Origin of the sequence: Roseibium algae, assembly GCF_037783265.1 — a bacterium.
GTDB lineage: Bacteria > Pseudomonadota > Alphaproteobacteria > Rhizobiales > Stappiaceae > Roseibium > Roseibium algae.
The window spans coordinates 694971-718883 of record NZ_JBAKIA010000001.1; the positions used below are offsets into that span (position 1 = coordinate 694971).

The following is a 23913-nucleotide window of genomic DNA, read 5'->3' on the forward strand; positions in this document are numbered from 1 at the left end:
AATAAGAATGAGGTAATGCGCCGAAGAAAAAGGCGCTCTATTCCTCTACCGCTATTGTCAGGCGCTGTCCAGAAACCACACAAGCAGCTCGCAGAACCAAAAGAGAGCCCATGAAACAACATACAATACATTACATATAGCCGAAAACACGTTACCCTGAATTGAAAATCCTTCCTTAAGAAGAACGCACTAGGCTCATATCTGACCTTTGGGTATTATTGCAGCTTGCAATCTGCCAGCCGCTTCAATAGCCAAAGTAGACGTTAATGAATTAGAGGCGCAGCATGCGGCGCTTTTTAAAATAGGCAGCCCATCAATGATGCATCCGAAAACGGTAACAATTCGCTACAGCACAAAGCGAAGAACCGCACTTAGGTCAACGTCTGTCGCATGCCTCCTGTTGGCGCTCGCTGCCTGCCAATCTGCCAATGTATATAATGGCGTGCCAATCAACAGGGCCGTCGGGTCATCGGCAAACATAGAATCACTTACAGCGGTCATCGAGGCGAACCCAAGAGACGCCAGCGCTTTCAACACGCGCGGCATCGCCTTTGGTCAGGCAGGCAAACTGGATAAAGCCATGGCGGATTTCAACACCGCCCTGCAGCTAGACCCACAATCATACCAAGCCTATGCAAATCGGGCACTTGTTCAAAGACGCCTTGGTCAGATGCAGCCTGCGATAACCGATTACACGCGGGCCATCAACATCAAGCCGGATTATGATCGCGCTTACGTTGGACGCGGCAACACATATCGTCTTCTCGGGCAATACGGCCCAGCTCTAAATGATTTTAATATAGCCATTGAACGTAACAGCTCGGACTCTCGTGCATTTTACAATCGCGGCCTTATCTATCAGGCAGAAGATCAGCATCAACGCGCTATCGAAGATTTTGCGACTTCAATCGGTCTGAACCCAAATGCGACCGAACCTTATATCGCACGCGGCATCTCATATCTGGAAATCAACGATCCAAATGCCGCTCTGTCTGATCTATCTGTGGCAGTAAACCTCGACAAGCGCTCGTCCATTGCATGGGCGAACCGTGGCGTGGCACTGGAACTACTTGGCAAAATGAAAGACGCCAGCCGAAATTACAACAAGGCGCTTAATCTGGACAATTCAAATAATCTCGCCAGACAAGGCTTGGCGCGTGTGAGCAGAGCGCAACACGGCTAACAAGAAAGCCCGCCCTCGCAGAACTCGAATACAGGAACGCCGACAATACGGCTTGGCGATTTCCGCAGCCTGTTCTTTCAAAATGGACAGTCAGCTCTAAAGGTCACCCGCTCGCCCCCGGTCGGATGGTGCAAAGTCAACTCCTCGGCATGAAGCTGAAGCCGATCAGCAGCAGCAAGAGCATCATCATGTGCGTAGAACCGGTCTCCAAGGATCGGATGACCCAGCGCCAGCATATGCACTCGCAACTGATGCGACCGGCCAGTGACGGGAAACAACCTCACCCGAGACACACTGCCATCGTTGCTCGCAACTTCCCACCGGGTCACAGCATTGCGACCAAGCTCATGGCAAACCATCTGTTTGGGCCGGTTAGGCCAATCACATCGAAGCGGCAGATCGACCTCGCCTTCGGGACTGGCTAACTCCCCCCAGACCCTTGCAACATATGTTTTTGCCGTTTTGCGTCTCTCAAACTGAAGGCCAAGATGACGATGCGCCTTGGGGTTCATCGCCAGCACCATGACGCCAGACGTGTCCATATCAAGCCGGTGAACAATTCGAGCCTCTGCAAAACGCTGCTGCGCTCTGAACTCCAGACAATCAGAATGCTCTGCTGCCTTGCCAGGGACGCTCAGCAGCCCCGACGGCTTTGCAATGACAAGAATATCGCCATCAACATGCAAAACCTCCAGAAACGGTTCCTGGGGCGGATCATAAACGAAAGGTGGTGTCGTGGTAATCATGCAGCGCTTATACAGATCTCACCCAAAAACAAAAAGGCGCAGGAATGTCCCGCGCCTTTCAAATTTATAACAATTCAAAGTCCCTAGCTTAAATCGCCTTGACGATCTGCTCGGTCATTTTCTTTGCATCACCAAACAACATCATGGTCCGGTCATTGAAGAACAATTCGTTCTGAATCCCGGCATAGCCTGAACTCATGCCGCGCTTCACGAAGAGAACAGTCCCTGCCTTATCGACGTCGAGGATCGGCATGCCGTAAATCGGCGATTGCGGATCATCCCGTGCAGCCGGGTTGGTCACATCGTTGGCGCCGATGACATAAACGACATCCGCCTGAGCGAATTCCGAATTGATGTCTTCAAGCTCGAACACTTCATCATAAGGCACATTAGCTTCTGCCAAGAGAACGTTCATGTGTCCCGGCATACGGCCAGCGACCGGATGAATCGCGTATTTAACTTCAACGCCTTCTTCCTTCAGCGTATCAGCCAATTCACGCAAAGCGTGCTGTGCCTGAGCTACCGCCATGCCGTAACCAGGCACGATGATAACCTTGGACGCGTTCTTCATGATGAAGGCCGCATCATCAGCAGCACCCTGCTTGACTGGGCGTTCCTCAGCACCATCACCGCCAGCTGAAACAGATTCCCCGCCAAAGCCACCAAGGATCACGGAGACAAAGGATCGGTTCATGCCCTTACACATGATGTAGGACAGGATCGCCCCGGAAGAACCAACCAACGCACCGGTCACAATCAACGCCATGTTGCCCAGGGTGAAGCCGATACCAGCCGCCGCCCAACCGGAATAGGAATTAAGCATCGACACCACGACAGGCATATCTGCACCGCCGATTGGAACGATGATCAACACACCAAAGACCAACGCAACCAGCACCATGAGCCAAAACAGGAACATGCTTTCAGTGTTCACCAGTCCGACCACCAACAGCACAATGCCGGCAGCCAGAGCAATGTTGATAAGGTGCCTGCCTGGCAACATGATCGGCTTGCCGGACATGCGTCCATCAAGCTTCATGAAAGCGATGACCGAACCGGTAAAGGTAATGGCACCGATGGCCGCACCAACTGCAGCCTCGACCAATGCCTGAGCATGAATGCTCCCGTGCTCGCCAATTCCGAAAGCTGTCGGTGCATAAAGGGCACTGGCAGCCACGAAAACAGCGGCCAGGCCAACCAGCGAATGGAAAGCTGCAACCAGCTGAGGCATTGCCGTCATCGGAATGCGCTTCGCAATCACAGCACCAACGCCGCCGCCAAGCCCCACACCGACAAGAATCAAAATCCCTGAACCGAAGCTCACGCCTGAGGCAAGCAAAGTGGTGACAACAGCAATAGCCATTCCGACCATGCCGTACATATTGCCTTGACGCGAGCTCTCAGGACTGGACAAGCCCCGAAGTGCCATGATGAACAGAACGGCAGAGAAGAGATATAGAAGCGCCGTGATATTTGCAGACATCTAAACGCCCCCTTATCGCTGTTTTTTCTTGTACATGGCAAGCATCCGGCTGGTCACCATGAACCCACCAAAGATATTTACGCTTGCAAGCACAAGAGCCAGAAAGCCGAAGATACACGCCATGATAGCGCCCTCTCCAGCAGTCAGATCAACGCCAACCGCAAGAAGCGCGCCGACGACAATCACGGAGGAAATGGCATTGGTAACAGCCATCAAGGGTGTATGAAGAGCCGGCGTAACAGACCAGACAACATAATAGCCGACGAAGATCGCCATTACGAAGACTGAGAACAAGAACACGAACGGTTCAATCGCTCCGCCTGTAGAATGGGCAACCTGCATGGCTGCATCGCCTGCAGCACTGACAGAGCTGGCAATCTGGTCAGCATAACTCTGTGCTGCAGTCGCCGCATCTTGCGCGTTGGCTGCGGCGTCCTTAGCCGCTTGTGCGGCTGCGTTGGCGCGTTCTAGCGCCTCGCCTTGAGACAATTCGCTCATGCTGCCCCCTCCGAAGCTTCCGCAGGAGCAAAGGCTGGATGAACCACCTTGCCATCGCGCGTCAGCACTGTTGCCTTGACCAGTTCATCGTCCCAATTCGGCTGAACAGACTTGGTTTCTTTGTCGATCATGGTCTCAAGGAATGAGAAAAGATTCTTTGCATAAAGCAAAGACGCAGAAGCCGGAATGCGGCCAGCCATGTTCAAATGGCCAACAATCTTTGCACCCGATACGGTCGCAACTTTTCCAGGTTCTGCACCTTCAACATTTCCGCCACGCTCCACTGCGAGATCAACAAGCACCGATCCGGGTTTCATGGCAGAAAGCATTTCTTTTGTTACCAAACGCGGTGCCGGACGACCCGGGATCAAAGCGGTTGTGATGACAATATCTTGCTTTGCGATATGAGAAGCGACCAGGTCCGCCTGCTTCTGCTGATATTCTTCAGACATCTGCTTGGCATAGCCGCCAGCAGTTTCCGCCTGCTTGAACTCTTCATCCTCAACGGCAACGAACTTTGCACCAAGGGATTCAACCTGCTCTTTAGAGGCTGGCCGAACGTCCGTTGCAGTCACCACGGCGCCCAGACGGCGCGCTGTCGCAATGGCCTGAAGACCTGCAACACCGGCGCCCATGACGAAGACACGTGCAGCTGGAACGGTTCCAGCTGCCGTCATCATCATTGGCATGGCACGGTCATATTCGGCGGCCGCCTCGATGACAGCCTGATAGCCAGCCAAATTTGCCTGTGACGACAGAACATCCATCACCTGAGCGCGCGTAATACGCGGCATGAATTCCATTGCAAATGCAGCAACGCCTGCTTTCGCCATGGCTTCCACATCGCCTTCATTGCCATGTGGGTCCATGGTCGCAATGACAAGCGCCCCGGATTTCATGGACTTCAGCTCGTCCGCATTAGGACGGCGAACTTTAAGAACGACATCTGCGTCCTTTAAAGTGGTTGCAGCATCGGTCGCAATCGTTGCGCCCGCCGCTTCATAATCGGCATCGGGAATACGTGACGTATCCCCGGCATTCTGCTCTACGGAAACCGTAGCCCCCAGAGCAATCAGCTTCTTCACCGTATCCGGTGTTGCGGACACACGTGTTTCAACCGCGTCGCTCTCGCGCGGCACAGCAATTTTCATAAATACCCTCCCAGTGGGTAGATGATCCTTCTCGATACCTGGAGAAGCCGATCAACGCCCGTTAAATTGCCAGGATCGCAAATGCGCCTGTCAGCACGAAGATCGCGGCGGACGGCACCCATCCGTTTGCGCCAATTGCCATGCCAATGGCAACAGACACCAAGGTCGCAATTAACACGATCCAGCCCACACCGGTCGCAAATGTGCCACCAAAAGCGAACAGGATCAGGCAGAGAACCACATTCAGAACGGCGATAATGCCAATTTTCGAAAAATTAATGAAGCCCTCATAAGTGCTCTCATGGGCTGCATAGTCCATTTCAGGCGCGGAATTGTCCGACATAAAGTCCCCCGTTTCAAAAACACTGTTGTAGACAGATCTTTACATTAAAGCCCCATGGTGGGGCAATGTTTACTGCAAAGAATACGCGCATCAGCAAGTGCCAATTTTCGGCACCCGCCCTCAGGTTCCAATAACATGATCGGATAAGCCAGCGTTTTGAAGAACTTGACGTTGTCTTCCAGTAACTTTCTCAGAAGAGTATCCGTCGATTTGCTCATTAAACAATTGATAAAAATTCAACTCTGCACGCAAGTGAAGGAACACACCGCCCAACCCGATTGCCGCCCGATCCATAAACACAAATTCTCGTGGGACGGTTACCGGGCCAAGTTCCTTGAGAGCTTTGTGCACCCGAAAAGCTTCCTTACGACCGTATTCAGCAGCACTGACCCCGTCAGCAATCGAGCGAACACGGTCACTCAGCAAAGGACCATAGATAAATCGCGCCCAAATATTCAGGATTTCAATCAGATCCTTGGTCAGCCCCTGGAAGCCCCATCTTTCATAGGCTGCCACGACGCGCTCATCGTCGCTTTCAAGCAGTCCCTTATACAAATCAACGACCCCACCAACGAAGCTCTCCGGGAAGATGCGGATGCAGCCATAATCCAGCAGGTTTATGCCCCCAGGACCATCGCCATCACTGAAAACGCTGTAGTTGCCAAGATGCGGGTCCCCATGGATGAGCCCGAAATGGCTGAAGGGATGCCACCAGGCATGAAACATGGTCTGCGCAATCTTGTTGCGATCTTCCTGCGAGTGATCCTTGAAGGATAAAAGAGGCTCTCCGTCCAGCCAGCCCATCGTCAAAAGCCGGTTTGTGGAGAGCGACTTCATTACATCTGGCACGCGAATGTCTTCGCGGTCTCCCAGCACCTGCTGATAGGCTGCAATATTCGCAGCTTCCCGGTGATAATCGAGCTCTTCACGCACACGGGCGCTGATTTCCTTGGCAATTTCCCGCGTATCGATGGCTGGCTGCATACGCCTGTGAAGCGCAAACAACATCTGCAGTTGCTTTAAGTCAGCTTCAACAGCTGACGCCATATCAGGATATTGCAGCTTGCATGCAAGCGCTTGCCCATTATGCCCGATGGCACGGTGAACCTGCCCAAGTGACGCCGCAGCTGACGGATCTTTACTGAATTCCGCGAAGCTGGACTGCCAATCGGCTCCAAGCTCAGCCCGCATCCGACGCTTGACGAACGACCATCCCATAGGCGGGGCATTCGCCTGCAGCTTCGCCAGTTCAGTCGTATATTCGGGCGGCAAGGCATCAGGAATCGTCGACAACAACTGCGCGACCTTCATTAACGGGCCTTTCAATCCACCCAAAGCCGCTGCAATTTCCGTTGCATTCTTCTGATTGTCGACGTTGAGCCCAAGAAGACGCGCGCCAGCGAGTTTTGCTGCAATACCACCGACATTGGTGCCGACCTTCGCATAGCGCCCGACACGTGCTGCCAGACGATTGCCCTCCCGGTCTTTTTCCCCTGCCATACTGCGCAATCTCCTGAAGCCAATTCGGGTGAAACTCCATGTACACTTAGTGTCAGAAAAACAATAAGCCAGTGCCCAAAGAAATAAGCCGCTAATTACGCTGTGGCTCCTTCCTCAGATGCGGCGAGCATCTCCAGTTCCCTCACCATGGCCCCCAGATGAACCGACAACCCTTTGTAGGCCAACTGATCGCGATCCAACCCAAGCAATTGGCTTTTGAGGCCGTCTGCCAATTCAATCCGGCGCGGATCTTTGCTCAGAGCGGCAAGCGGATCATGATGGTTTTTGATCGTAAACAGAATGTCGCCGGATCCTGGCAAACGGCGTAGGGTTTGCCGTTCAACGCGCATGAACAACTGCGCCAAGAAACCGGCATTGCCTTGGTTGCCCGTCGGATCAATTCTCTTGGTTTGTGGATGATGCAGCTCATCATCGTCATAAATCGACCAGTTGAACCGGCCAATAAGCTGGCCAACCTTCAAGTTCTCAAAAATGCGCCCAACAATCGCCCCAACACGCCCCGTGTTGAAGCCGGGCACTCCCGCATGAATGTCATGCATCGACTGGCTGAACTTCTCTGCCAGTGACCATGATGACGGAAAACAGAGACAGGCCGCAGCAAGTCTGTAGCCATCGGCCCCGGGTCGCATAAGGATAAGGTCCTCCTGAACCAACTGCGCTGCTGTCACCAAAGGTGACGAGTCTCGCCCCAAGAAGGAAGGATCGAGGCCAACCGGCTGCAGCTCAACCTTGGACACGTCGTAACGGTTCGAATGGCATCGCCGAAGATGCTCAACGATCAGCTCCAACGTTTCTGCTTGAGCGTCAGCCGTTCCTTCCTCTTGGCGGAAAACCGCATCGCGTGCAGTTCTCAAAAGCGCAGCTTTTCGTTCCAGATGCGCCACCAGATGGTCATCAGGCTCCATCCAGCATGTTTCTTCGATAGGCCCAAGACCAACCGTGAAAGGCTGAGTGGTGCCATCGTAGGGCGTGTGATCAAAGGCCATTGCTGACACCTGAGGTTAGGGCAGTATTTGACGCATCTGTGAGATCAATCCTCCATGGATTCCAATTCGTCGATAATTCCTTCAATCACCGACAGGCCTTTTTTCCAGAATGCCGGATCACTGGCATCCAGACCGAATGGAGCCAGAAGCTCTGAATGGTGCTTGGTTCCGCCCGCCTTCAAGAGCTCGAAATACTTCTCCTGAAAGCCCTCTTCTGCATCCTGGTAGACTGCATAAAGCGAGTTCACCAGGCAATCGCCAAACGCATAGGCATAGACGTAGAACGGTGAGTGAATGAAATGAGGAATATAAGTCCAATAGGTCTCATAGCCCGGATTGATCTTAATCGCAGGTCCAAGGCTTTCACGCTGGACCTCAAGCCATAGTTCCCCAATCTTATCGGATGTCAGTTCGCCATTACGGCGTTCCGTATGAAGCTTGCGCTCAAATGTATAAAAAGCGATCTGGCGAACCACAGTGTTGATCATGTCTTCTGCTTTGCTGGCGAGCATGATCTTTCGTGTTTGCGGCGTCGCGGCTTGCTCAAGCAAGGATTGAAACGTCAGCATTTCGCCGAAAACGCTGGCGGTCTCGGCAAGCGTCAAGGGTGTCGGAGCCATCAGCGGGCCATTGTGACCGGCCAGAACCTGATGAACGCCATGCCCAAGCTCATGGGCAAGGGTCATGACATCACGGGTTTTGCCCTGATAATTCACCAGCACATAGGGGTGTGCACTCGGCACTGTTGGATGAGCGAAAGCGCCCGGAGCCTTTCCAGAGCGCGCAGGAGCATCGATCCAGTTTTCGTCGAAAAACCGACCTGCAATCTCAGCCATCTCCGGGGAAAACTCGCCATAAGCTGACAGCACAGTCGACTTGGCTTCAGCCCATGGAATTACCCGTTTATCAGCCTTGGGCAGCGGCGCATTGCGGTCCCAGTGGTTGAGTTGCTCAACGCCAAGCCATTTAGCCTTCATGGCATAGTAGCGATGGGACAGCTTCGGATAAGACTCGCGCACTGCGGCTACCATGGCATCAACCACTTCGCGCTCCACCCGATTGGCGAGATGTCGGCTGTCAGCAATGTCGCCAAATTTGCGCCAGCGGTCAGATATCTCCTTGTCCTTGGCAAGCGTGTTCGTGATCAGAGTGAAGATGCTCAGATTATCCGAAAACGTCTTTGTCAGAGCTGCAGCGCCCTGCTCTCGCTTAACAGGATCAGCATCCTGCAAAAGCGTCAGGGTTGGTTCCACTGCCAGCTCTTCACCGTTCACATCAAATTTCAAAGACGCAATAGTCTCATCAAACAGGCGATTCCAGGCACCGCGTCCCGTCACGGACTTTTCATGAAAGAGCTGTTCGACACGGTCTTCAAGCTGAAATGGTTTTTCCTTGCGAAGGTCCTCAAGCCAAGGTGCATAATGCGCAAGACCGCTGTCTGCCAAAGCAGTGGCAATCACTTCGTCATCAATTCTGTTCAGCTCAAGCGAGAAGAAAAGCAAATGAGAGCTGGATGAAGTGATCTGCTCCTGAACATCACCGTAAAATTTCTGCGACTTGGGGTCTGTCGTATTTCCAGCATAGACCAGACCGGCAAAGGAGATCAAACGCCCCAGGAGATCCTCAAGGGCTTCGTAGGCGCGAACCGCTGTAACAAGAGCTGGCACATTATTCTGCGCCAATCCTGCCAATTTGCCCTTGTAGGATGCCTCGAATGTTTTAGCCCGATCAAGCGCCTCCTTGAGATCCGCAGCAACCTCCGGCGCATCAATGCCCGCATAGAGATCTGTCAAATCCCACTCCGGTAAAGAGCCAAGCATTTCAGTGGAAGCCTCTTCAGTGGCCGAACGGACAATTTTCTCAAAGAACATTGAAAAACTCCAAAGCTGCAATTGATCAAGATCGAAAACGACCTGACTAAACTGGTGTTACCCGAATGTGTAGTTGCTCAACACGTGCTTCCGCAATTGGGTCACTTGGTATTTTTCCGTCAGACACGACGATTTGTTTACCGATGTCAGACCACAATGGTTCGAATTGAGACAGATTAAATCATCCGGGAAAATCTTAAGATGGAATCCAACAGCAGCAGAATTTTGATAGTCGATGACGATCCGATCCAGCGTCGACTGCTGCAGGAGGCTGTCAAAAGATTCGGCCACCGGGTGAAAATGGCCGAAAATGGTGTCGAAGCGGTTCGTATCATGACCGGGCCGGAAGGGGCAGACATCGACCTCATCATCCTGGACATGGTGATGCCAGAATTGGATGGGATTGGCGTCCTGACCCAAATTCGAAGTCAGAAAATCTCTACGCCGGTAATCGTGCAGACGGCCCACGGTGGGATTGATGCTGTCGTCAGCGCCATGAACGCCGGGGCTCAGGACTTTGCTGTCAAACCGGTAAGCCCTGAACGGCTGAATGTTTCCATTCGCAATCTTCTAAAAGTTTCTGCTCTCGAAGGAGAAATTACCCGGTTCAGAAAGCAGGCCTCCGGAACGCTAACCTTTTCCGACATCATCACAAACTCTCCTGCGATGGAGCGTGTGATCAATCTTGGAACCCGCGCGGCGTCGTCCAATATCCCGATCCTCATCGAGGGAGAAAGCGGCGTCGGCAAGGAATTGATCGCAAGCGCCATACAAGGCTCCGGTGACCGTAAAAACAAATCCCTCGTCACCGTAAACTGTGGCGCCATTCCGGATAATCTGGTTGAATCGATCCTGTTCGGGCACGAAAAAGGCGCGTTCACCGGCGCTGTCGACAAACATGTCGGCAAATTCCAGGAAGCACACGGCGGCACCCTTTTTCTGGATGAAGTGGGAGAACTTCCCACAGATGTTCAGGTTAAATTGCTGCGCGCCATCCAGGAAAACGAAATCGAACCAATCGGTGCCAAACGCCCAATGAAGGTAGATTTCCGTCTGATATCGGCGACCAACAGGCGGCTGGTTGATCAGGTCAAGGAAGGCGCATTCCGCGAAGATCTCTTCTATCGGCTGAATGTTTTCCCAATCTGGATTCCACCACTGCGGGACCGAAGGGAGGACATCCCGGCACTGAGCCGTCATTTCCTGGCAAGGTTTGCTGCTGAGGAAGGCAAGCCTCAAGTCTCGGCCATCGCACCTGATGCCCTTGATTTACTGCAAGCCTACAATTGGCCTGGAAACATTCGCCAGCTGGAAAACACTGTGTTTCGTGCCGTCGTGCTATGCGACGGAGCCAGCCTCACCATTGATGATTTTCCTCAGGTCTCAGCTGCAGTCCAACAGGCCCCGCAAGTTCCAGGGCACCGAATTCCTGAACCACCTGCAATCATTGGTTCAGAAGACTCACAAACCTCGACCGTAACGCCAACTTCAGCGCCACCAGAAACCACTTATGCTGATGCGCCAACGTCTGCATCCCAAGAGGCATTCCGGCACGCAGCTCCGTTCGGTTTCATGCGTAATCTCGACAATGACGGCCACGTACGCCAGCTGAACGACGTCGAGGAGGAGTTGATCCGAACGGCTATCAACCATTATTCAGGCCGCATGACAGAGGTCGCCAAGCGCTTGGGAATCGGACGCTCAACCCTGTATCGCAAGCTGAAAGAATACGGTTTGGAAGAAGCTGCTGACGGCAAGGGCGCAGCTGCATAGCTGTACCCACTCGTTCTCAAATCCAATTCCACAAAGACAGGCAGCCACGCCTGTCCTTTTTTCGTGAAACACAGATTAAAAAGAAATCATTCGTTGCATTTTCGCCACGTTTTTGTCTCAAATGGTATTAGGGTAAAGGCTTCTTAACTTACCGGGGCTAAATTTGGTCTCCTGCTGGGGAGCAATGGATTGGCCTGGTGCCATCAACAACGGCGAGACAAAGATTTGCGTAAACGGTCTGTTGGATACGACGCCGTAGGAATGCTACAGCGCGCGGCAATCCTCTTGAGTCTGTTTTCATGTCTGCTTTTTTTGGCGCCAGCCTTGGCGAATGCTGAAACACGCACGCTAAAACTCTACAACACCCATACAAAAGAGCGTGTCTCAATCACGTTCAAAAAGAACGGACGGTACATTCCGAGCGGACTGCGCGAAGCGAACCGCTTCCTGCGCGATTGGCGACGCAACGAAATGACCACCATTGACCCGAAACTTCTCGATCTCGTATGGGAGGTTTATCAAAAAGTCAGGGCCAAGAAGCCAATCTATGTGGTTTCCAGTTACAGGTCTCCAGCGACAAACAACATGCTGCGCAAACGATCACGCGGTGTAGCCAAGAACAGCCAGCATACCCTCGGCAAGGCGATGGATTTTTATATTCCAGGCGTAAAATTGGCCACGCTCAGGGCAGCAGGTTTGCGCAAACAGGTGGGCGGCGTCGGTTACTATCCAAGGTCAGGCTCTCCCTTTGTCCATATGGACACAGGCAACGTTCGCCATTGGCCAAAAATGAGCCGATCTCAGCTGGCCAAAGTGTTTCCAAATGGAAAAACATTGCACGTCCCCTCGGATGGCAAACCTTTGAAGGGCTACAAGCTCGCTCTAGCAGAATCGAAATCCGGCAAAAGCCGTTCCAGCAAGCCAACTGTCGTTGCAAGCAGCACTGCGCCACCGCGTGCAAAGGCAAATTCTACCGTTGATCAGTCTCTAAACAATGCAGGTGATCGTGTCAGACCTGTCCCGGCCGGAAAAAATTCGTCAGGCGGAAACCTCCTCGCATCCTTATTCAAGTCGGATACAAGCAACAGCGCACGCTCACGTGTTGCTGCGGTTAGACCGACCAATGCGCCATTGCCACCAGGGTCGCTCACAGGTACTCGCCGTGCTGCCAGCAACGCATCTATTGCAACTGCAGCAGCTCCAGTCACACAGGCGCCTCCGATCCCGGACTTAAAAACAGCGACAACGCCAGAAACTCCCCCAGCCACCGCCCAAGAACCATTTGTATTCGCAAATGTTTTCCCAACGGCAAAACCCGCTGTAGCAATTGCAAAGCCACTTCAAGTGGCATCGATTGCGCCAAACACCCTCGATTCACAACGCGTATCACTTGAGCAGGGGCAGCCGCCTGCAACCACACCTGCGCGCCGATTTGATTTCGCTACAGCCGCGCCGTCACAAAAACCTGGCGATGAATTAGTGAAGGCAGCAGAAGTAGCAGCTTTGAGCCAACCAAATTTCTCCGGCAGGATCCCAATTCCCCGGGCATTGCCTGCCAGTGATCCGGCTGCAGCTATTATAGCAGCGACAGGAGGAACTGCGCGAGGCGACACCAAGCCAACGATTACGCCAAGCACCCTTGCCTATGCTTCGACACTTCCAAGCAGCTTGGCCACGACACCGAACCGCAAGGCTCAAATCGCGATGGCAAAAGCAGCGACAAAACAGGCTGAACGCGCCAGCGCAACAAAACATTCCGTTTCAGGCCGAATTCCCTTGGCAGAAATCAAGGATCCCCTGGCGGGCTTCGCCGGCCTTCCCGATAAGTCGGAACCCCGATTGATTTCCAGCAAGACGACAACCCGGAACCGGCTCTTCGCTTCGATGAGTCATCCTGACCAACGGACGTTGGAAAACTTCCTGAGCCCAGGCAATCGTTTTGTCAGCAACGGCTTCGAGCTGTTCCCATATGGTGCACTGAAATCTGACCGGTTTGATGGTCCAGCCGTGGTCGTCTTGCCAGTCACATTTGCCCGCTAAGGCGGCGCTCTTGGTCTGAGTGACATTATTCAACACCAATCAGCGAAAACCACAAATACATAGATATAAAAAAGGCGACCAGTTTGGTCGCCTTTTTTATAATTTTGATCTAATCGATTAAACCGTCAAATGCCGCCCTGGCCGTCACTACCAACAAAAGCAATCCGAAGCATGTTCGTCGATCCAGGCGTTCCGAATGGAACCCCTGCAGTCACAATGACACGCTGTCCTGGTTTGGCGAAGCCTTCCGAAAAGGCAATGCTGCAAGCCCGATCAACCATGTCATCTTCAGAACGCGCATCTGCACTGACGACACAATGAAGGCCCCAGGTCAGAGCCAGCCGCCGGGCAGTTGCAACCACGGGCGACAAGACGATCAATGGCGAAGACGGACGCTCACGCGCAGCCCTGTTGCCTGTCGCTCCTGACGTCGTGTAACATACCACCGCAGCCAAATTCAGTGTTTCGGCAATCTGGCGTGCAGCAGCTGAAATCGCATCGGCACCAGTCGCTTCAGGTTCAGTACGCTGCGAGTGAATGATTCCCATGTAGGTTGGGTCACGCTCAACTTCCTGTGCGATCTTGTCCATCGTCTCAACTGCTTCAACGGGGAAATCCCCGGCAGCAGATTCAGCCGACAGCATGACAGCATCAGCCCCTTCAAACACAGCAGTTGCCACATCGGATACTTCCGCACGTGTCGGCACCGGAGCTGTGATCATAGACTCAAGCATCTGGGTCGCAATAACCACCGGCTTACCAGCACGACGCGCAGCACGCGTGATCTGCTTCTGCAAACCGGGAACTTGCTCCAGCGGCATTTCAACGCCAAGGTCACCACGGGCGACCATAATCGCGTCGGAAAGCTCAATAATCTCAGCCAGTCGACCTATAGCTTGCGGCTTTTCGATCTTGGCAAGAATCCCAGCGCGACCACGAATGATCTTGCGCGCCTCGGCAATGTCATCAGGACGCTGCACGAAGGACAATGCAATCCAGTCAACATTCTGTGCCAAAGCGGCTACCAGATCACTGTGATCCTTTTCGGTCATGGCGCTGGTGGCGATTTCTGAATCAGGGACGCTGACGCCTTTGCGATTCGAAAGCTTACCGCCAACAATCACTTCTGTGACCGCTTTCGTGCTGGACGTCTCAACCACATTCAGCTGAATCTTGCCATCGTCGAGAAGAAGACGGTGAGAAGGCTGAAGAGCCTTTAGAATTTCAGGATGCGGAAGGTGAACACGATTGACATCACCTTCTGCCGGATCCGTATCCAGCGTAAATGTCGCACCGTTTTTAAGCATCACAGGACCGTCTTTAAACGTTCCGACCCGAAGCTTCGGGCCTTGCAAGTCTGCAAGAATGCCGATTGGTCTCCCAACCTTTTCCTCCACCGAACGGATGCGCTCTACGAGCATCTTCAGACGATCATGGTCCGTATGGCTCATGTTGATGCGGAACACATCCGCACCCGAGCAAAACAGCTTCTCAATGATGTCTTGTTCTGAGGAGGATGGTCCGAGAGTTGCCAGAATTTTAACTCGTCGGTTACGCCTCATCGCCCACCTGTCCCCTGTTGCACGGGCTCTGTCAGCTGGACAGTCCAGCTGCTCTGCTCACCCGTGTCTATTTCAAAAAAACCTGTCCGTTCAAAGCCACGAGCGACACAATCTTCGATGCCGCGAATAGTGAACTCTTTCTCGCGGGTGCACATGAATGCACGCCCACCCCATTCACCAAACTGATCGTAATCAACAGCGTAAATGTAATAGTAACGTGACACCAGTGTGCCGGGAACCAGAGTCTCGCAAGATGAGGCCTCCAGATTCCACCAGCCTTCGGTTATCCACTCAGCTTTGTCTTTATATCCAATAGCGATACCGACTTTGCTTTCTGTTTTGTTGCACAGACGCAAATCAGCTTTCGCCCCATCAGAAAATGCCGACAAGAAGAGCAAACACAGACAACTACTCATTGCGGCTTTTACAGCAACTCTACTGCCCGATATTGGACCCGCTCGGAGTCGTTTCCCAACTTCATTCATTATAAGTCGTTCGTCTCACGGCTTTTTGACATTAGCTTTTTGCTAGGACGCGTCAAAATTGTCAACGACGATAGCGCGAAAGTCGTTGACGTTTGTATAAGTCGGACCGGGGACAAGGAGGTCCGAGACCATACTAAAAAAGGAAGTGCTATCGTTTCTGACTAAAAATGAGGCCGGATCAAGGCCAAGTGCACCTGCGCGTGCACAGGTCATGGGAAAAACATACGCGCCGGCAGGATCCGTTGCAGCACCTTTTCCACCATCTGTTCCATCAGTATCGGCAGCAAGCGCAGAAACCGATGGAAAATCAGCAAGGGCAATCACCAATGCAAGGGCGTATTCCTGATTCGGACCGCCTGCACCATCGCCCGCAATTGTCACTGTCAGCTCGCCCCCTGACAGCAGCACAACTTTCTTCCGAGCCTCTGAATTCTCAATTGCCAACAAAGCATGCGCTTTGGCCAACTCCCGTGCTTCACCCTCCAGGCTGTCTCCCAGAAAGACCGGCTCAAAGCCAGCTTGGCGGGCGACCTCACCGGCAGCATCCAAAGAGGCTTGTGGCCGTGCAACGATCTTGAACTCAGTATTGGTGAAAGCTACATCGCCAGACTTCAAAGACTCATTTTCATCATCATTCAGTGCAGCAGCAATCGATGCAGGCAAATCTATTCCATACCGAGCACAGAGATCTCTGGCATCCGAAAGTGTTGATGGGTCTGGCACAGTTGGACCTGAAGCAATCGCGGCCTGGTCATCGTGCGGCACATCAGAAATGGCAAGTGTGGTCATTCGGGCATCACCAACAAGCGCGGCCAGTCGTCCGCCCTTGATCCTGGAGAGGTGCTTACGCACCTTGTTGATCTCGTCAATGGTTGCGCCAGACCTTAGCAACGCCTTGGTCAGCGCCTGTTTGTCATCCAGAGAAACCCCATGTGCTGGCGCAATCCAGTTTGCTGAACCGCCACCTGACAACAGCACCACAATATGGTCGCCCACTCCTGCTGCCTTGACCATATCAAGACATCTCTCCGTCGCGTTCACACCGGCTACATCAGGTACGGGATGCCCCGCCTCAACAAGTTCAATGAAGCCTGTTGGACGTCCATAACCATGCCGCGTAACGCAAAGGCCCGATAAACGATCTGGACCAAGACCATAATCCTCACGATAAATCCGCTCGGCCGTTTCCATCATGGCGCCGGCCCCTTTGCCAGCAGCCAGAAGAATAATTCGTCCCCCCTTTTCAGGAGCGGGCAAATGCGGTGGTAAACAATTCTCAGGCAATGCGGCAGCGACGGCTGCATCAAACATAGCGCGGAGAAGGTCCTTATGAGGGCGCTCTTCAGTCATCGTTTTCTCATTTATTGAATTTATCCAGAGGCTTGTATTTTCGAAGAATGGCCGCACCTGAAGGCCGCGCAAACCAGATGCCCGATAGAATCATCGCTCCGCCGATAATTTGTAAAATCGTTAGGGTTTCACCAAGAGCCACCCAGGCAAAAACTGCGGCAATCAAAGCTTCAAGAAAAATAACCAAAGCCGAAAATCCTGCGGTCAGCCGTCCAAGTGCATAGGCCAAAAGCCCCTGCCCCGCAGCATGGGCCATCAAAACAAGTCCGGCAAGGGCAGCAACCCCAAGCCAAGTCTGTGGAAAGAGGGCATCTTCCAGAAACAACGCCGCAAGAAATAAAATGGCAGCTGTCACAATAGATGATCGAAACATCAAGCCATCGGGGCCAAGACTGCGCCGCGCATACCGCGTCGCAAGGAAATACCCACCGAAGAAAACAGAGGTTAAACCTCCGAATGCATCACCGAGAAGTCTCTCTGGTGCCAGTCCAAGACTTGATCCAAGCAATGCGCCTGCTCCAATCAGGCAAATCATAAGTCCGCCCCACATATTCGCGGTGACCGGCTCTCTTAAAATAAAGCTGGACCCAAGCAGCACCCAGACCGGTGCAAGGGTTGCAAGAAACGTGGCATTGGCAATTGATGTATGCACAATCGCCAAGTGCCAGAAAAACAAGTCCCCGGCAAAAAGCGCCCCTGCAATGACGACCGGCCATGACCACCCTTGCCCAATTGGCAGGGCCTTGCTTTCAGTTCTAGACCACACCCAAAGCACAGGAAGTGCCGCACACACGCGCCAAAAAGCGCTCGTGAATGGCCCAACATCAGCAAGACGAACAAAAACCGGTGAGATCCCCATGAAAACGGCCCCAACAAGCAGCGCGCACAAAGCAACCGTTGCCGTTGACTTAGCCCCTTCGCCCAGAACAGCTTGTGAGGGAGAGCTTATCTTGGAAGAAGCAATTTTCTCTGTCATGAATGCTCTTGCGCGGAAGGGCTGGATAGGTCGTGAGGTGCGCCAAAGCTACAAGCTGATATCAAGTCCGTCATCACATATATCGGAGAATCAGATCAGCTTTTGGGCTGCATACCGTCCTCCTAAGGTCAGTATCGAAATTGCAATGTGTTGAGAAAAAACACCTGAGTTTGCCCGCAATCAATTTGAGGACGTCATTAGATCTTAGTACTGTCCAAAGTCCGGTTTATGATTCGATAGACAGAATGCCAACGGTCCTTGAAAATCAAATACAGCGGCCCATTATTCAGACACATCAAACACTATCGTTCGCGAAGCCACTTATAAAAACAGAGGACCATCCCATGGACGATATGACAAAGCTGGAACTTGAAGCCGCCACCTTCCGGCGCCTCGTGTCACACCTTCAAGGTCGCACGGATGTCCAGAACATAGACATGATGAATCTAACCGGTTTTTGCAGGAACTGCCTATCGAATTGGTACCGGGAAGCTGCAGAAGAAAAGCAGCTGGACCTCGATAAGGACGCTTCTCGCGAAATCATCTACGGCATGCCTTATTCCGAGTGGAAGGCAAAGCATCAGACTGAGGCAACAGATTCGCAAAAAGCAGCTTTCAAGGTCAAGAAACCTCAAGAGTGAGGGCCTGTGGACGCGCCCCTAAGATGATTATGATCCGTAAATTTATCCGTCATTTTTGAAACAAGCGGGTTCAACAATGACGGATTTTCCTCTAGTCGCTTGACCTAACGGACCATCTCTGGCACCCCACATGCCAATCTCAAATGAAGCGATAACAATCCAACAAGGAGAAGCAACCAATGTCAGATCCGGGCGGAGTTGCCGGCGACCAGCTGCGTGCTTTCATCGAGCGCATTGAGCGCCTCGAAGAAGAAAAGAAAGTCATCTCCGATGACATCAAGGACGTCTACGCTGAGGCCAAAGGCAACGGCTACGATGTAAAAATCCTGCGCAAGATCGTTTCCCTGCGCAAGAAGCAGCCTCACGAGCGCGAAGAAGAAGAGGCGATCCTCGACCTCTATCTCCACGCCCTTGGCATGGCTGCCGCTCCAGAAGACAGCCAATAAGCTTTCAGCCCGGCGGCAAACATGCCGCTGGGCGACTAAAGCATTTCCCGTTAAGACAAGAACTCTGCCAACTCATTTCAGTTTGGCGGTCTTTCGCTTCGTAAGCTCATCATCAAAGTTTTGATTTCCTTGGAAATCTGAGCTCCATGCGAGTGGTGCGGCATGTGCCCTGCCCCCTCCAGAACCACCATACGCGCATCCTGAAGATCTCTCATGAGGCCGTCACTGTGAATGCTCGGCCAAACAACGCTATCCTTGGTGCCGGTGATAACGACAGCTGGCTGGACGATTTCCGAATAACGCCGGGACTGTTCCGCCAGACGTACATTCAAATTGGCAACATCTTGCGCGTTCGCCCGGAAAGATGATGGCCTGAAAAGCAGAGGCAGCTTCACCTCTTCCCCGTAATCCACAGGAGCTGCATCCGGAGAGAACACACCTTGAATCGAAGCGTTGGCAAGACGCTCGGCAACCGGCAGCGTGATGGTCCAGGAGAACAGAAACCCGACAACAGGCAGTGCTGCGACCCGGGAATGCCCCACGACAATGTATTTGGAGATCCCCAAAGCACCGAGCAAGGCGCTGATGGATTGCGCCTGCTGCATCGGATCTGAATGTTTGGCTGCCTTCCGTTCCGAATGCCCATGTCCCGGACGATCCACAAAAATCAGGTCATACGCATCGTCAAAGTGATCGAGAAAGGCAATCATTGGGTCCAATGCATTACCACTGGCACCGTGGATAAACACCAGTGGCGGCAGACCTTGAGGCACTGAAGAAGGCATCCGGCGATGGAAATGCAACAACACCCCATCTACAGTTCGAAACTCTCCTGTCGGCCCATGACGCTTCTCAGTCTGCCAGACTCGAAAACCCGTATAGAGAGCTAAAATCGAAATGACGCCGAAAATGATAAGGAGAACATTCTGCATGAATGTGAATTCTAGATGATTCATTTAAAACAGCAAATGAGATCAGCTCATAACTGCAAGCAAACAGGCACCTAAGCTGGCTCGCCTTCCGCAGCCTTTTCCAAGGCTTCGATTGACTCCCTAGCGTTGCTCAGCCCCGGATTGATTTCGACAGCACTTTTAAAGGTTTCGAGTGCTCGGTCATCATGTCCTAGACGCCGTTGAATAATCCCGAGACCAGACATCGCGCCCCAATGCCGCGGTTCTAGCGCCAGCGTCCGCTCAATATCGACAAGAGAGCGTGCAAAATCCTGCTGCATATAAAAAGCTGTTGCACGCCGGTTCCAGCCCTCTGCGAAACCAGGTGACAACGTCACAACCACGTCCAGAAGATCAAGCGCCAGAGCTAGGTCCTCTCCCTTCAGAGCGGCACCCGCCCGGCTCATCAGCAAATCGACAGTGTCGCTGCCCGATTCAAGCCACTGAATTTGGATTTGGCGCGCTATGCGTTCTGCAACCGCATCACTCTGAGCCTGCTTGAGGCTGGCAAAAAGGGCATCAAGCTTGGTTGGCTCTACCGCCTCATCGCTCGCAACAACAGCGGGCTGGTCCTCATCAGTCTCTGGAATCAACGTGTCCAGATCGTCGACAGACGGGATTTCAGCACCCGGCCCCAATTCAGGAGCCGTTTGCGCAAAGCCTGCAGAGGCGCTTGATAGAATCAATATGACAAACAAAGAAAGCCGCATACCGACAAGAATACCTTGTCGGTTGCAGCGGTCAATCCGTTAAACGGACAATCAAGAAATCAAATTGGCGCTATGTAGCGCCAACCCGGCATTAGCCCTGGCGAGCTTTAAAACGCGGGTTCTTCTTGTTTATGATATAGACGCGGCCTTTACGGCGAACCATGCGGTTGTCACGGTGGCGTCCCATAAGAGCTTTAAGCGAATTTCTGATCTTCATGACACTGTCCCCCCGAAAGGGCCCTACTTACCCGTAAACATAAAACGAGCACTTAAAGTGCTCGCTGTGACTGGCTCTTCCCTGGGAAATCGCAGCACGGAAAACCGTTGCGCCGATTTATATCGCGGTCCGGGAAGACCCGCGCCGATCAGGCCATGACTGGCCAGCAGCGCAATAATGGTGGGCGTGACAGGGATTGAACCTGTGACCCCTTCGATGTCAACGAAGTGCTCTCCCGCTGAGCTACACGCCCGAATTTCTCGGTAACGCGGCGCCGAAACGCCGTGGTGAAAAGCGATATAACGAGGTTCTTGGACTGACGCAACACCCTTTTTTCACAGAACCGTCAAACAATTCCGCAAGGCATCAAATAGATGACCAAAACCTGCGATCCATCGCTAGGCTACCAGCATTTTTTCCACTTCCTGAACCAGATCTTTCAGATGGAACGGCTTCGACAGGACTTTAGCATCCTTCGGAGCATCTGATTCCGGATTGAGAGCAACTGCCGCAAACCCTGTGATAAACATAACCTTAAGGTCGGGATCCAATTGGGTCGCACGGCGAGCCAACTCGATACCATCCATCTCTGGCATTACAATATCGGTCAGAAGGAGCGAGAAAGGCTCTTCCCTCAGGCGCTCATAAGCACTTTTACCGTTATCGAAAGACACCACGTCGTGGCCAGCGTTTTCAAGCGCCTTTGCCAGGAACCGACGCATGTCATTGTCATCTTCTGCAAGAAGGATACGCGACATCGTTTGCAACCATTACTCTTTGAGGAAAACTCTTCGAACGGGCAGTATCCCCGTCGACCTCCAGCCCGTTTATAGTCAGAATCCAACGTAAAGATAGAGTGAAACCGTTTCGACGGGGAAGCCTGTCAGTTTCTGTGGACTGCGCATCGTTTCCTTGGCACCATAGAGAACGAAGAAAGGAAAGGCTCCACTTGGCGACTAGCAAGATTCCGGACCTACACGCATCATGCGACGTCGATTTCAATGGGCTGCCGCCTTTCGAAGTGCTTGCGTCCGCCGACCAGCGGCTTCCCTTTGTGTTCAACTCCCCCCATTCGGGCTGCCAGTACCCTCGAAGCTTCCTGAATTCCTCCCGTCTAAATGAACACACGATACGCCGGTCTGAGGATGCCTTTGTCGACAGCCTGTTCAAACACGTTGTACCACTCGGGTCCCCGCTGCTACGCGCTCACTTTCCACGTGCCTATCTCGATGTGAACAGGGAACCTTATGAGCTCGACCCTAAGATGTTCGAGGAACGCCTTCCTTCCTATGCGAACATTCGCTCAATCAGGGTTGCAGGCGGCCTGGGGACGATTGCCAGAATCGTTAGCGACGCACATGAAATCTATCGCCACCGCCTGCCGGTCAGTGAAGCCCTCATGCGGATTGAGAAAATCTACAAGCCCTATCACTCGACCCTGCGGCGCCTTTTGGCACAAACACACGTGGCTTTTGGCTATGCCATCCTAATTGACTGCCACTCGATGCCATCGACGGTGCTATGCCAATCCTCAAATCATCGTCCCGATTTCATCCTCGGCGACCGATACGGCACCAGCTGCCCAACGGAACTGACCGACACTGCCGCATCCCTGCTGCAATCGATGGGATACTCAGTCAGCCGAAACAAACCCTATGCGGGCGGCTTTATCACTGAACATTACGGTCGGCCCGTCCGCGGCTTGCACACCCTACAAATCGAAATCAATCGCGGGCTCTACATGGATGAGGCAAGCCACACACCACACCACGGCTTCAACACGCTGAGATCGGATTTGGCGACCTTTGCCAAAGAATTGACCTGCATGCCAGACGCAGCCTTTGCGATTGACGAAATGGCGGCAGAATAATCTGACAATTCAACTCAGAATAAAAAAAGGGCCGCACGAATGGCGGCCCGAGTCTAGGGAGGAAACGCCCAAGGAGGGCGACGCTACTCGGAAAATTCCTTTTGCGATGCAACAAAACTACACCGCAACGCAAAAAAATCAAGCATGCCTTATAGGCAGTCACGCTGAAAAAATATGCAAACACATCAAATCAGGTAATTGATCACGCGATTAATAGAATTAAACACCTGATTCATATAGCAATACAGTGAATACACGGCTGCCGTTATTTTGTGACCAAACGACAAAGGAAAACCAATGAGCACCATTTCGATGCCTCTAGAGCACACATATGCGAGTTTTCTGAACCGGTTGGCAACAGCTGCAAGCGACTCAATCATGCCCCATTTTCGCACAGGCCATGATGTGTCCAACAAGCTAGATAGCGGGTTCGATCCAGTCACCATCGCCGACAGATCCGGCGAAACAGCAATGCGAACCATCATCAACACAGAGTATCCTGACCACGGTATCCTCGGCGAAGAACACGGTCCGGAAAACCTCGACGCAGAGCACGTGTGGGTCCTTGACCCCATCGACGGAACCCGGTCATTCATCACCGGGCTACCGACCTGGGGCACCTTGATAGGTCTTACGACCAACGGCAAACCAAGCCTTGGAATGATGTGCCAGCCCTATGTAAACGAGCGCTATGCCGGAGACTGTAAGTCGGCTTGGTATCAAGGTCCAATTGGAACCAAGGCCTTACAAACACGGCCTTGCGCAAGTCTTGACGAAGCCGTCCTGTTCACCACCACACCGGCTCTTTTCGAAGACGAGGAACGCGCCGCCTATGATGTCATAGAGGCAAAAACCAAACTCGCCCGATACGGAACTGATTGCTACGCCTATTGCATGTTAGCCGCCGGACATGCGGATCTGGTGATCGAATCCGGACTGCAAGCCTATGATATAGTTGCGCTGATACCTATCATTGAAGGTGCTGGCGGTGTGGTCACAAACTGGACCGGTGGATCAGCCGCGAACGGCGGCCAAATCATCGCCAGTGGTGATCCAAGGCTGCACGAAATTGCCCTGAAGAGCCTGGCTTCCTCGGCAAGCTAGAGCCAAT

23 protein-coding genes and 1 tRNA gene are annotated in these 23913 nt (G+C 52.8%); 7 read left to right on the top strand and 17 right to left on the bottom strand.

Annotated elements, in window-relative coordinates; genetic code table 11:
• Nucleotides 1-316 precede the first annotated feature (316 nt).
• Nucleotides 317-1183 carry a tetratricopeptide repeat protein gene (locus V6575_RS03185; RefSeq protein WP_340272589.1) on the top strand — a complete coding sequence of 289 codons (867 nt, stop codon included), beginning with the start codon at nucleotides 317-319 and terminating at the stop codon, nucleotides 1181-1183.
• A 77-nt stretch (nucleotides 1184-1260) separates the two neighbouring features.
• Here V6575_RS03185 and V6575_RS03190 read toward each other — a convergent pair whose 3' ends face one another.
• From V6575_RS03190 to V6575_RS03225, 8 genes are all read right to left on the bottom strand, one after another.
• Nucleotides 1261-1929: an RluA family pseudouridine synthase gene (locus V6575_RS03190; protein ID WP_340272590.1), complete on the bottom strand. Its 669-nt coding sequence runs from the start codon at nucleotides 1927-1929 to the stop codon at nucleotides 1261-1263.
• 88 nt (nucleotides 1930-2017) lie between these two features.
• Entirely contained in the window at nucleotides 2018-3412 is a 1395-nt protein-coding gene (locus V6575_RS03195) for an NAD(P)(+) transhydrogenase (Re/Si-specific) subunit beta (RefSeq protein ID WP_340272591.1), read from the bottom strand.
• Nucleotides 3413-3424: 12 nt separating this feature from the next.
• The gene (locus V6575_RS03200) at nucleotides 3425-3910 is read right to left on the bottom strand and encodes a proton-translocating transhydrogenase family protein (RefSeq protein ID WP_340272592.1); all 486 of its coding nucleotides are present in this window, start codon (nucleotides 3908-3910) and stop codon (nucleotides 3425-3427) included.
• Entirely contained in the window at nucleotides 3907-5061 is a 1155-nt protein-coding gene (locus V6575_RS03205) for a Re/Si-specific NAD(P)(+) transhydrogenase subunit alpha (RefSeq protein WP_340272593.1), read from the bottom strand. The genes V6575_RS03200 and V6575_RS03205 overlap by 4 nt, the downstream gene beginning before the upstream one ends.
• A gap of 61 nt (nucleotides 5062-5122) precedes the next feature.
• Complete coding sequence (locus V6575_RS03210; protein WP_340272594.1) at nucleotides 5123-5404, bottom strand: aa3-type cytochrome c oxidase subunit IV; 282 nt, start codon at nucleotides 5402-5404, stop codon at nucleotides 5123-5125.
• Between the two features lie 120 nt (nucleotides 5405-5524).
• Nucleotides 5525-6904, bottom strand: a complete 1380-nt coding sequence (locus V6575_RS03215; protein WP_340272595.1) for an ABC1 kinase family protein — start codon at nucleotides 6902-6904, stop codon at nucleotides 5525-5527.
• Between the two features lie 95 nt (nucleotides 6905-6999).
• Complete coding sequence (locus V6575_RS03220) at nucleotides 7000-7911, bottom strand: heme-dependent oxidative N-demethylase family protein (protein ID WP_340272596.1); 912 nt, start codon at nucleotides 7909-7911, stop codon at nucleotides 7000-7002.
• Between the two features lie 44 nt (nucleotides 7912-7955).
• Nucleotides 7956-9782: a M3 family oligoendopeptidase gene (locus tag V6575_RS03225; RefSeq protein WP_340272597.1), complete on the bottom strand. Its 1827-nt coding sequence runs from the start codon at nucleotides 9780-9782 to the stop codon at nucleotides 7956-7958.
• Between the two features lie 201 nt (nucleotides 9783-9983).
• On the opposite strand from V6575_RS03225, the gene V6575_RS03230 reads away from it, so the two are divergent.
• Nucleotides 9984-11555 (top strand): sigma-54-dependent transcriptional regulator, encoded by a 1572-nt coding sequence (locus V6575_RS03230; protein ID WP_340272598.1) that lies wholly within the window; start codon nucleotides 9984-9986, stop codon nucleotides 11553-11555.
• A gap of 261 nt (nucleotides 11556-11816) precedes the next feature.
• The gene (gene mepK / locus V6575_RS03235; RefSeq protein WP_422785505.1) at nucleotides 11817-13595 is read left to right on the top strand and encodes a peptidoglycan L,D-endopeptidase MepK; all 1779 of its coding nucleotides are present in this window, start codon (nucleotides 11817-11819) and stop codon (nucleotides 13593-13595) included.
• A 125-nt stretch (nucleotides 13596-13720) separates the two neighbouring features.
• Here the strand turns inward: mepK and pyk are convergent, their stop codons facing one another.
• From pyk to V6575_RS03255, 4 genes are all read right to left on the bottom strand, one after another.
• A complete protein-coding gene (gene pyk / locus V6575_RS03240; protein ID WP_340272600.1) occupies nucleotides 13721-15157 on the bottom strand; it encodes a pyruvate kinase in 1437 nt (478 codons plus the stop codon).
• Nucleotides 15154-15573 (bottom strand): DUF1036 domain-containing protein, encoded by a 420-nt coding sequence (locus tag V6575_RS03245; protein WP_340272602.1) that lies wholly within the window; start codon nucleotides 15571-15573, stop codon nucleotides 15154-15156. Before V6575_RS03245 ends, pyk begins: the two co-directional genes overlap by 4 nt.
• Before the next feature lie 111 nt (nucleotides 15574-15684).
• Entirely contained in the window at nucleotides 15685-16992 is a 1308-nt protein-coding gene (locus tag V6575_RS03250) for a glycerate kinase type-2 family protein (protein ID WP_340272603.1), read from the bottom strand.
• A 7-nt stretch (nucleotides 16993-16999) separates the two neighbouring features.
• Complete coding sequence (locus tag V6575_RS03255; protein WP_340272604.1) at nucleotides 17000-17968, bottom strand: DMT family transporter; 969 nt, start codon at nucleotides 17966-17968, stop codon at nucleotides 17000-17002.
• Between the two features lie 344 nt (nucleotides 17969-18312).
• Between V6575_RS03255 and V6575_RS03260 the strand changes: the two genes are divergently transcribed.
• Nucleotides 18313-18609, top strand: coding sequence for a DUF1244 domain-containing protein (locus V6575_RS03260; protein ID WP_340272606.1), 297 nt, complete (start codon nucleotides 18313-18315; stop codon nucleotides 18607-18609).
• Between the two features lie 179 nt (nucleotides 18610-18788).
• Nucleotides 18789-19055 (top strand): DUF2312 domain-containing protein, encoded by a 267-nt coding sequence (locus V6575_RS03265; protein ID WP_340272608.1) that lies wholly within the window; start codon nucleotides 18789-18791, stop codon nucleotides 19053-19055.
• A gap of 77 nt (nucleotides 19056-19132) precedes the next feature.
• Here the strand turns inward: V6575_RS03265 and V6575_RS03270 are convergent, their stop codons facing one another.
• The 5 genes from V6575_RS03270 to cpdR all read right to left on the bottom strand — a co-directional run bounded on the left by V6575_RS03270 (nucleotide 19133) and on the right by cpdR (nucleotide 21690).
• Nucleotides 19133-19987, bottom strand: a complete 855-nt coding sequence (locus tag V6575_RS03270; protein ID WP_340272609.1) for an alpha/beta fold hydrolase — start codon at nucleotides 19985-19987, stop codon at nucleotides 19133-19135.
• A 71-nt stretch (nucleotides 19988-20058) separates the two neighbouring features.
• Nucleotides 20059-20715, bottom strand: a complete 657-nt coding sequence (locus V6575_RS03275; RefSeq protein ID WP_340272611.1) for a tetratricopeptide repeat protein — start codon at nucleotides 20713-20715, stop codon at nucleotides 20059-20061.
• Nucleotides 20716-20806: 91 nt separating this feature from the next.
• A complete protein-coding gene (ykgO, locus tag V6575_RS03280) occupies nucleotides 20807-20932 on the bottom strand; it encodes a type B 50S ribosomal protein L36 (RefSeq protein WP_340272612.1) in 126 nt (41 codons plus the stop codon).
• A 178-nt stretch (nucleotides 20933-21110) separates the two neighbouring features.
• Nucleotides 21111-21185 (bottom strand) — tRNA-Val (locus V6575_RS03285).
• Between the two features lie 145 nt (nucleotides 21186-21330).
• Nucleotides 21331-21690: a cell cycle two-component system response regulator CpdR gene (cpdR, locus tag V6575_RS03290; protein ID WP_340272613.1), complete on the bottom strand. Its 360-nt coding sequence runs from the start codon at nucleotides 21688-21690 to the stop codon at nucleotides 21331-21333.
• Nucleotides 21691-21938: 248 nt separating this feature from the next.
• On the opposite strand from cpdR, the gene V6575_RS03295 reads away from it, so the two are divergent.
• Entirely contained in the window at nucleotides 21939-22802 is an 864-nt protein-coding gene (locus tag V6575_RS03295; RefSeq protein ID WP_340272723.1) for an N-formylglutamate amidohydrolase, read from the top strand.
• A gap of 297 nt (nucleotides 22803-23099) precedes the next feature.
• Complete coding sequence (gene hisN / locus V6575_RS03300; protein ID WP_340272614.1) at nucleotides 23100-23906, top strand: histidinol-phosphatase; 807 nt, start codon at nucleotides 23100-23102, stop codon at nucleotides 23904-23906.
• Nucleotides 23907-23913 lie beyond the last annotated feature (7 nt).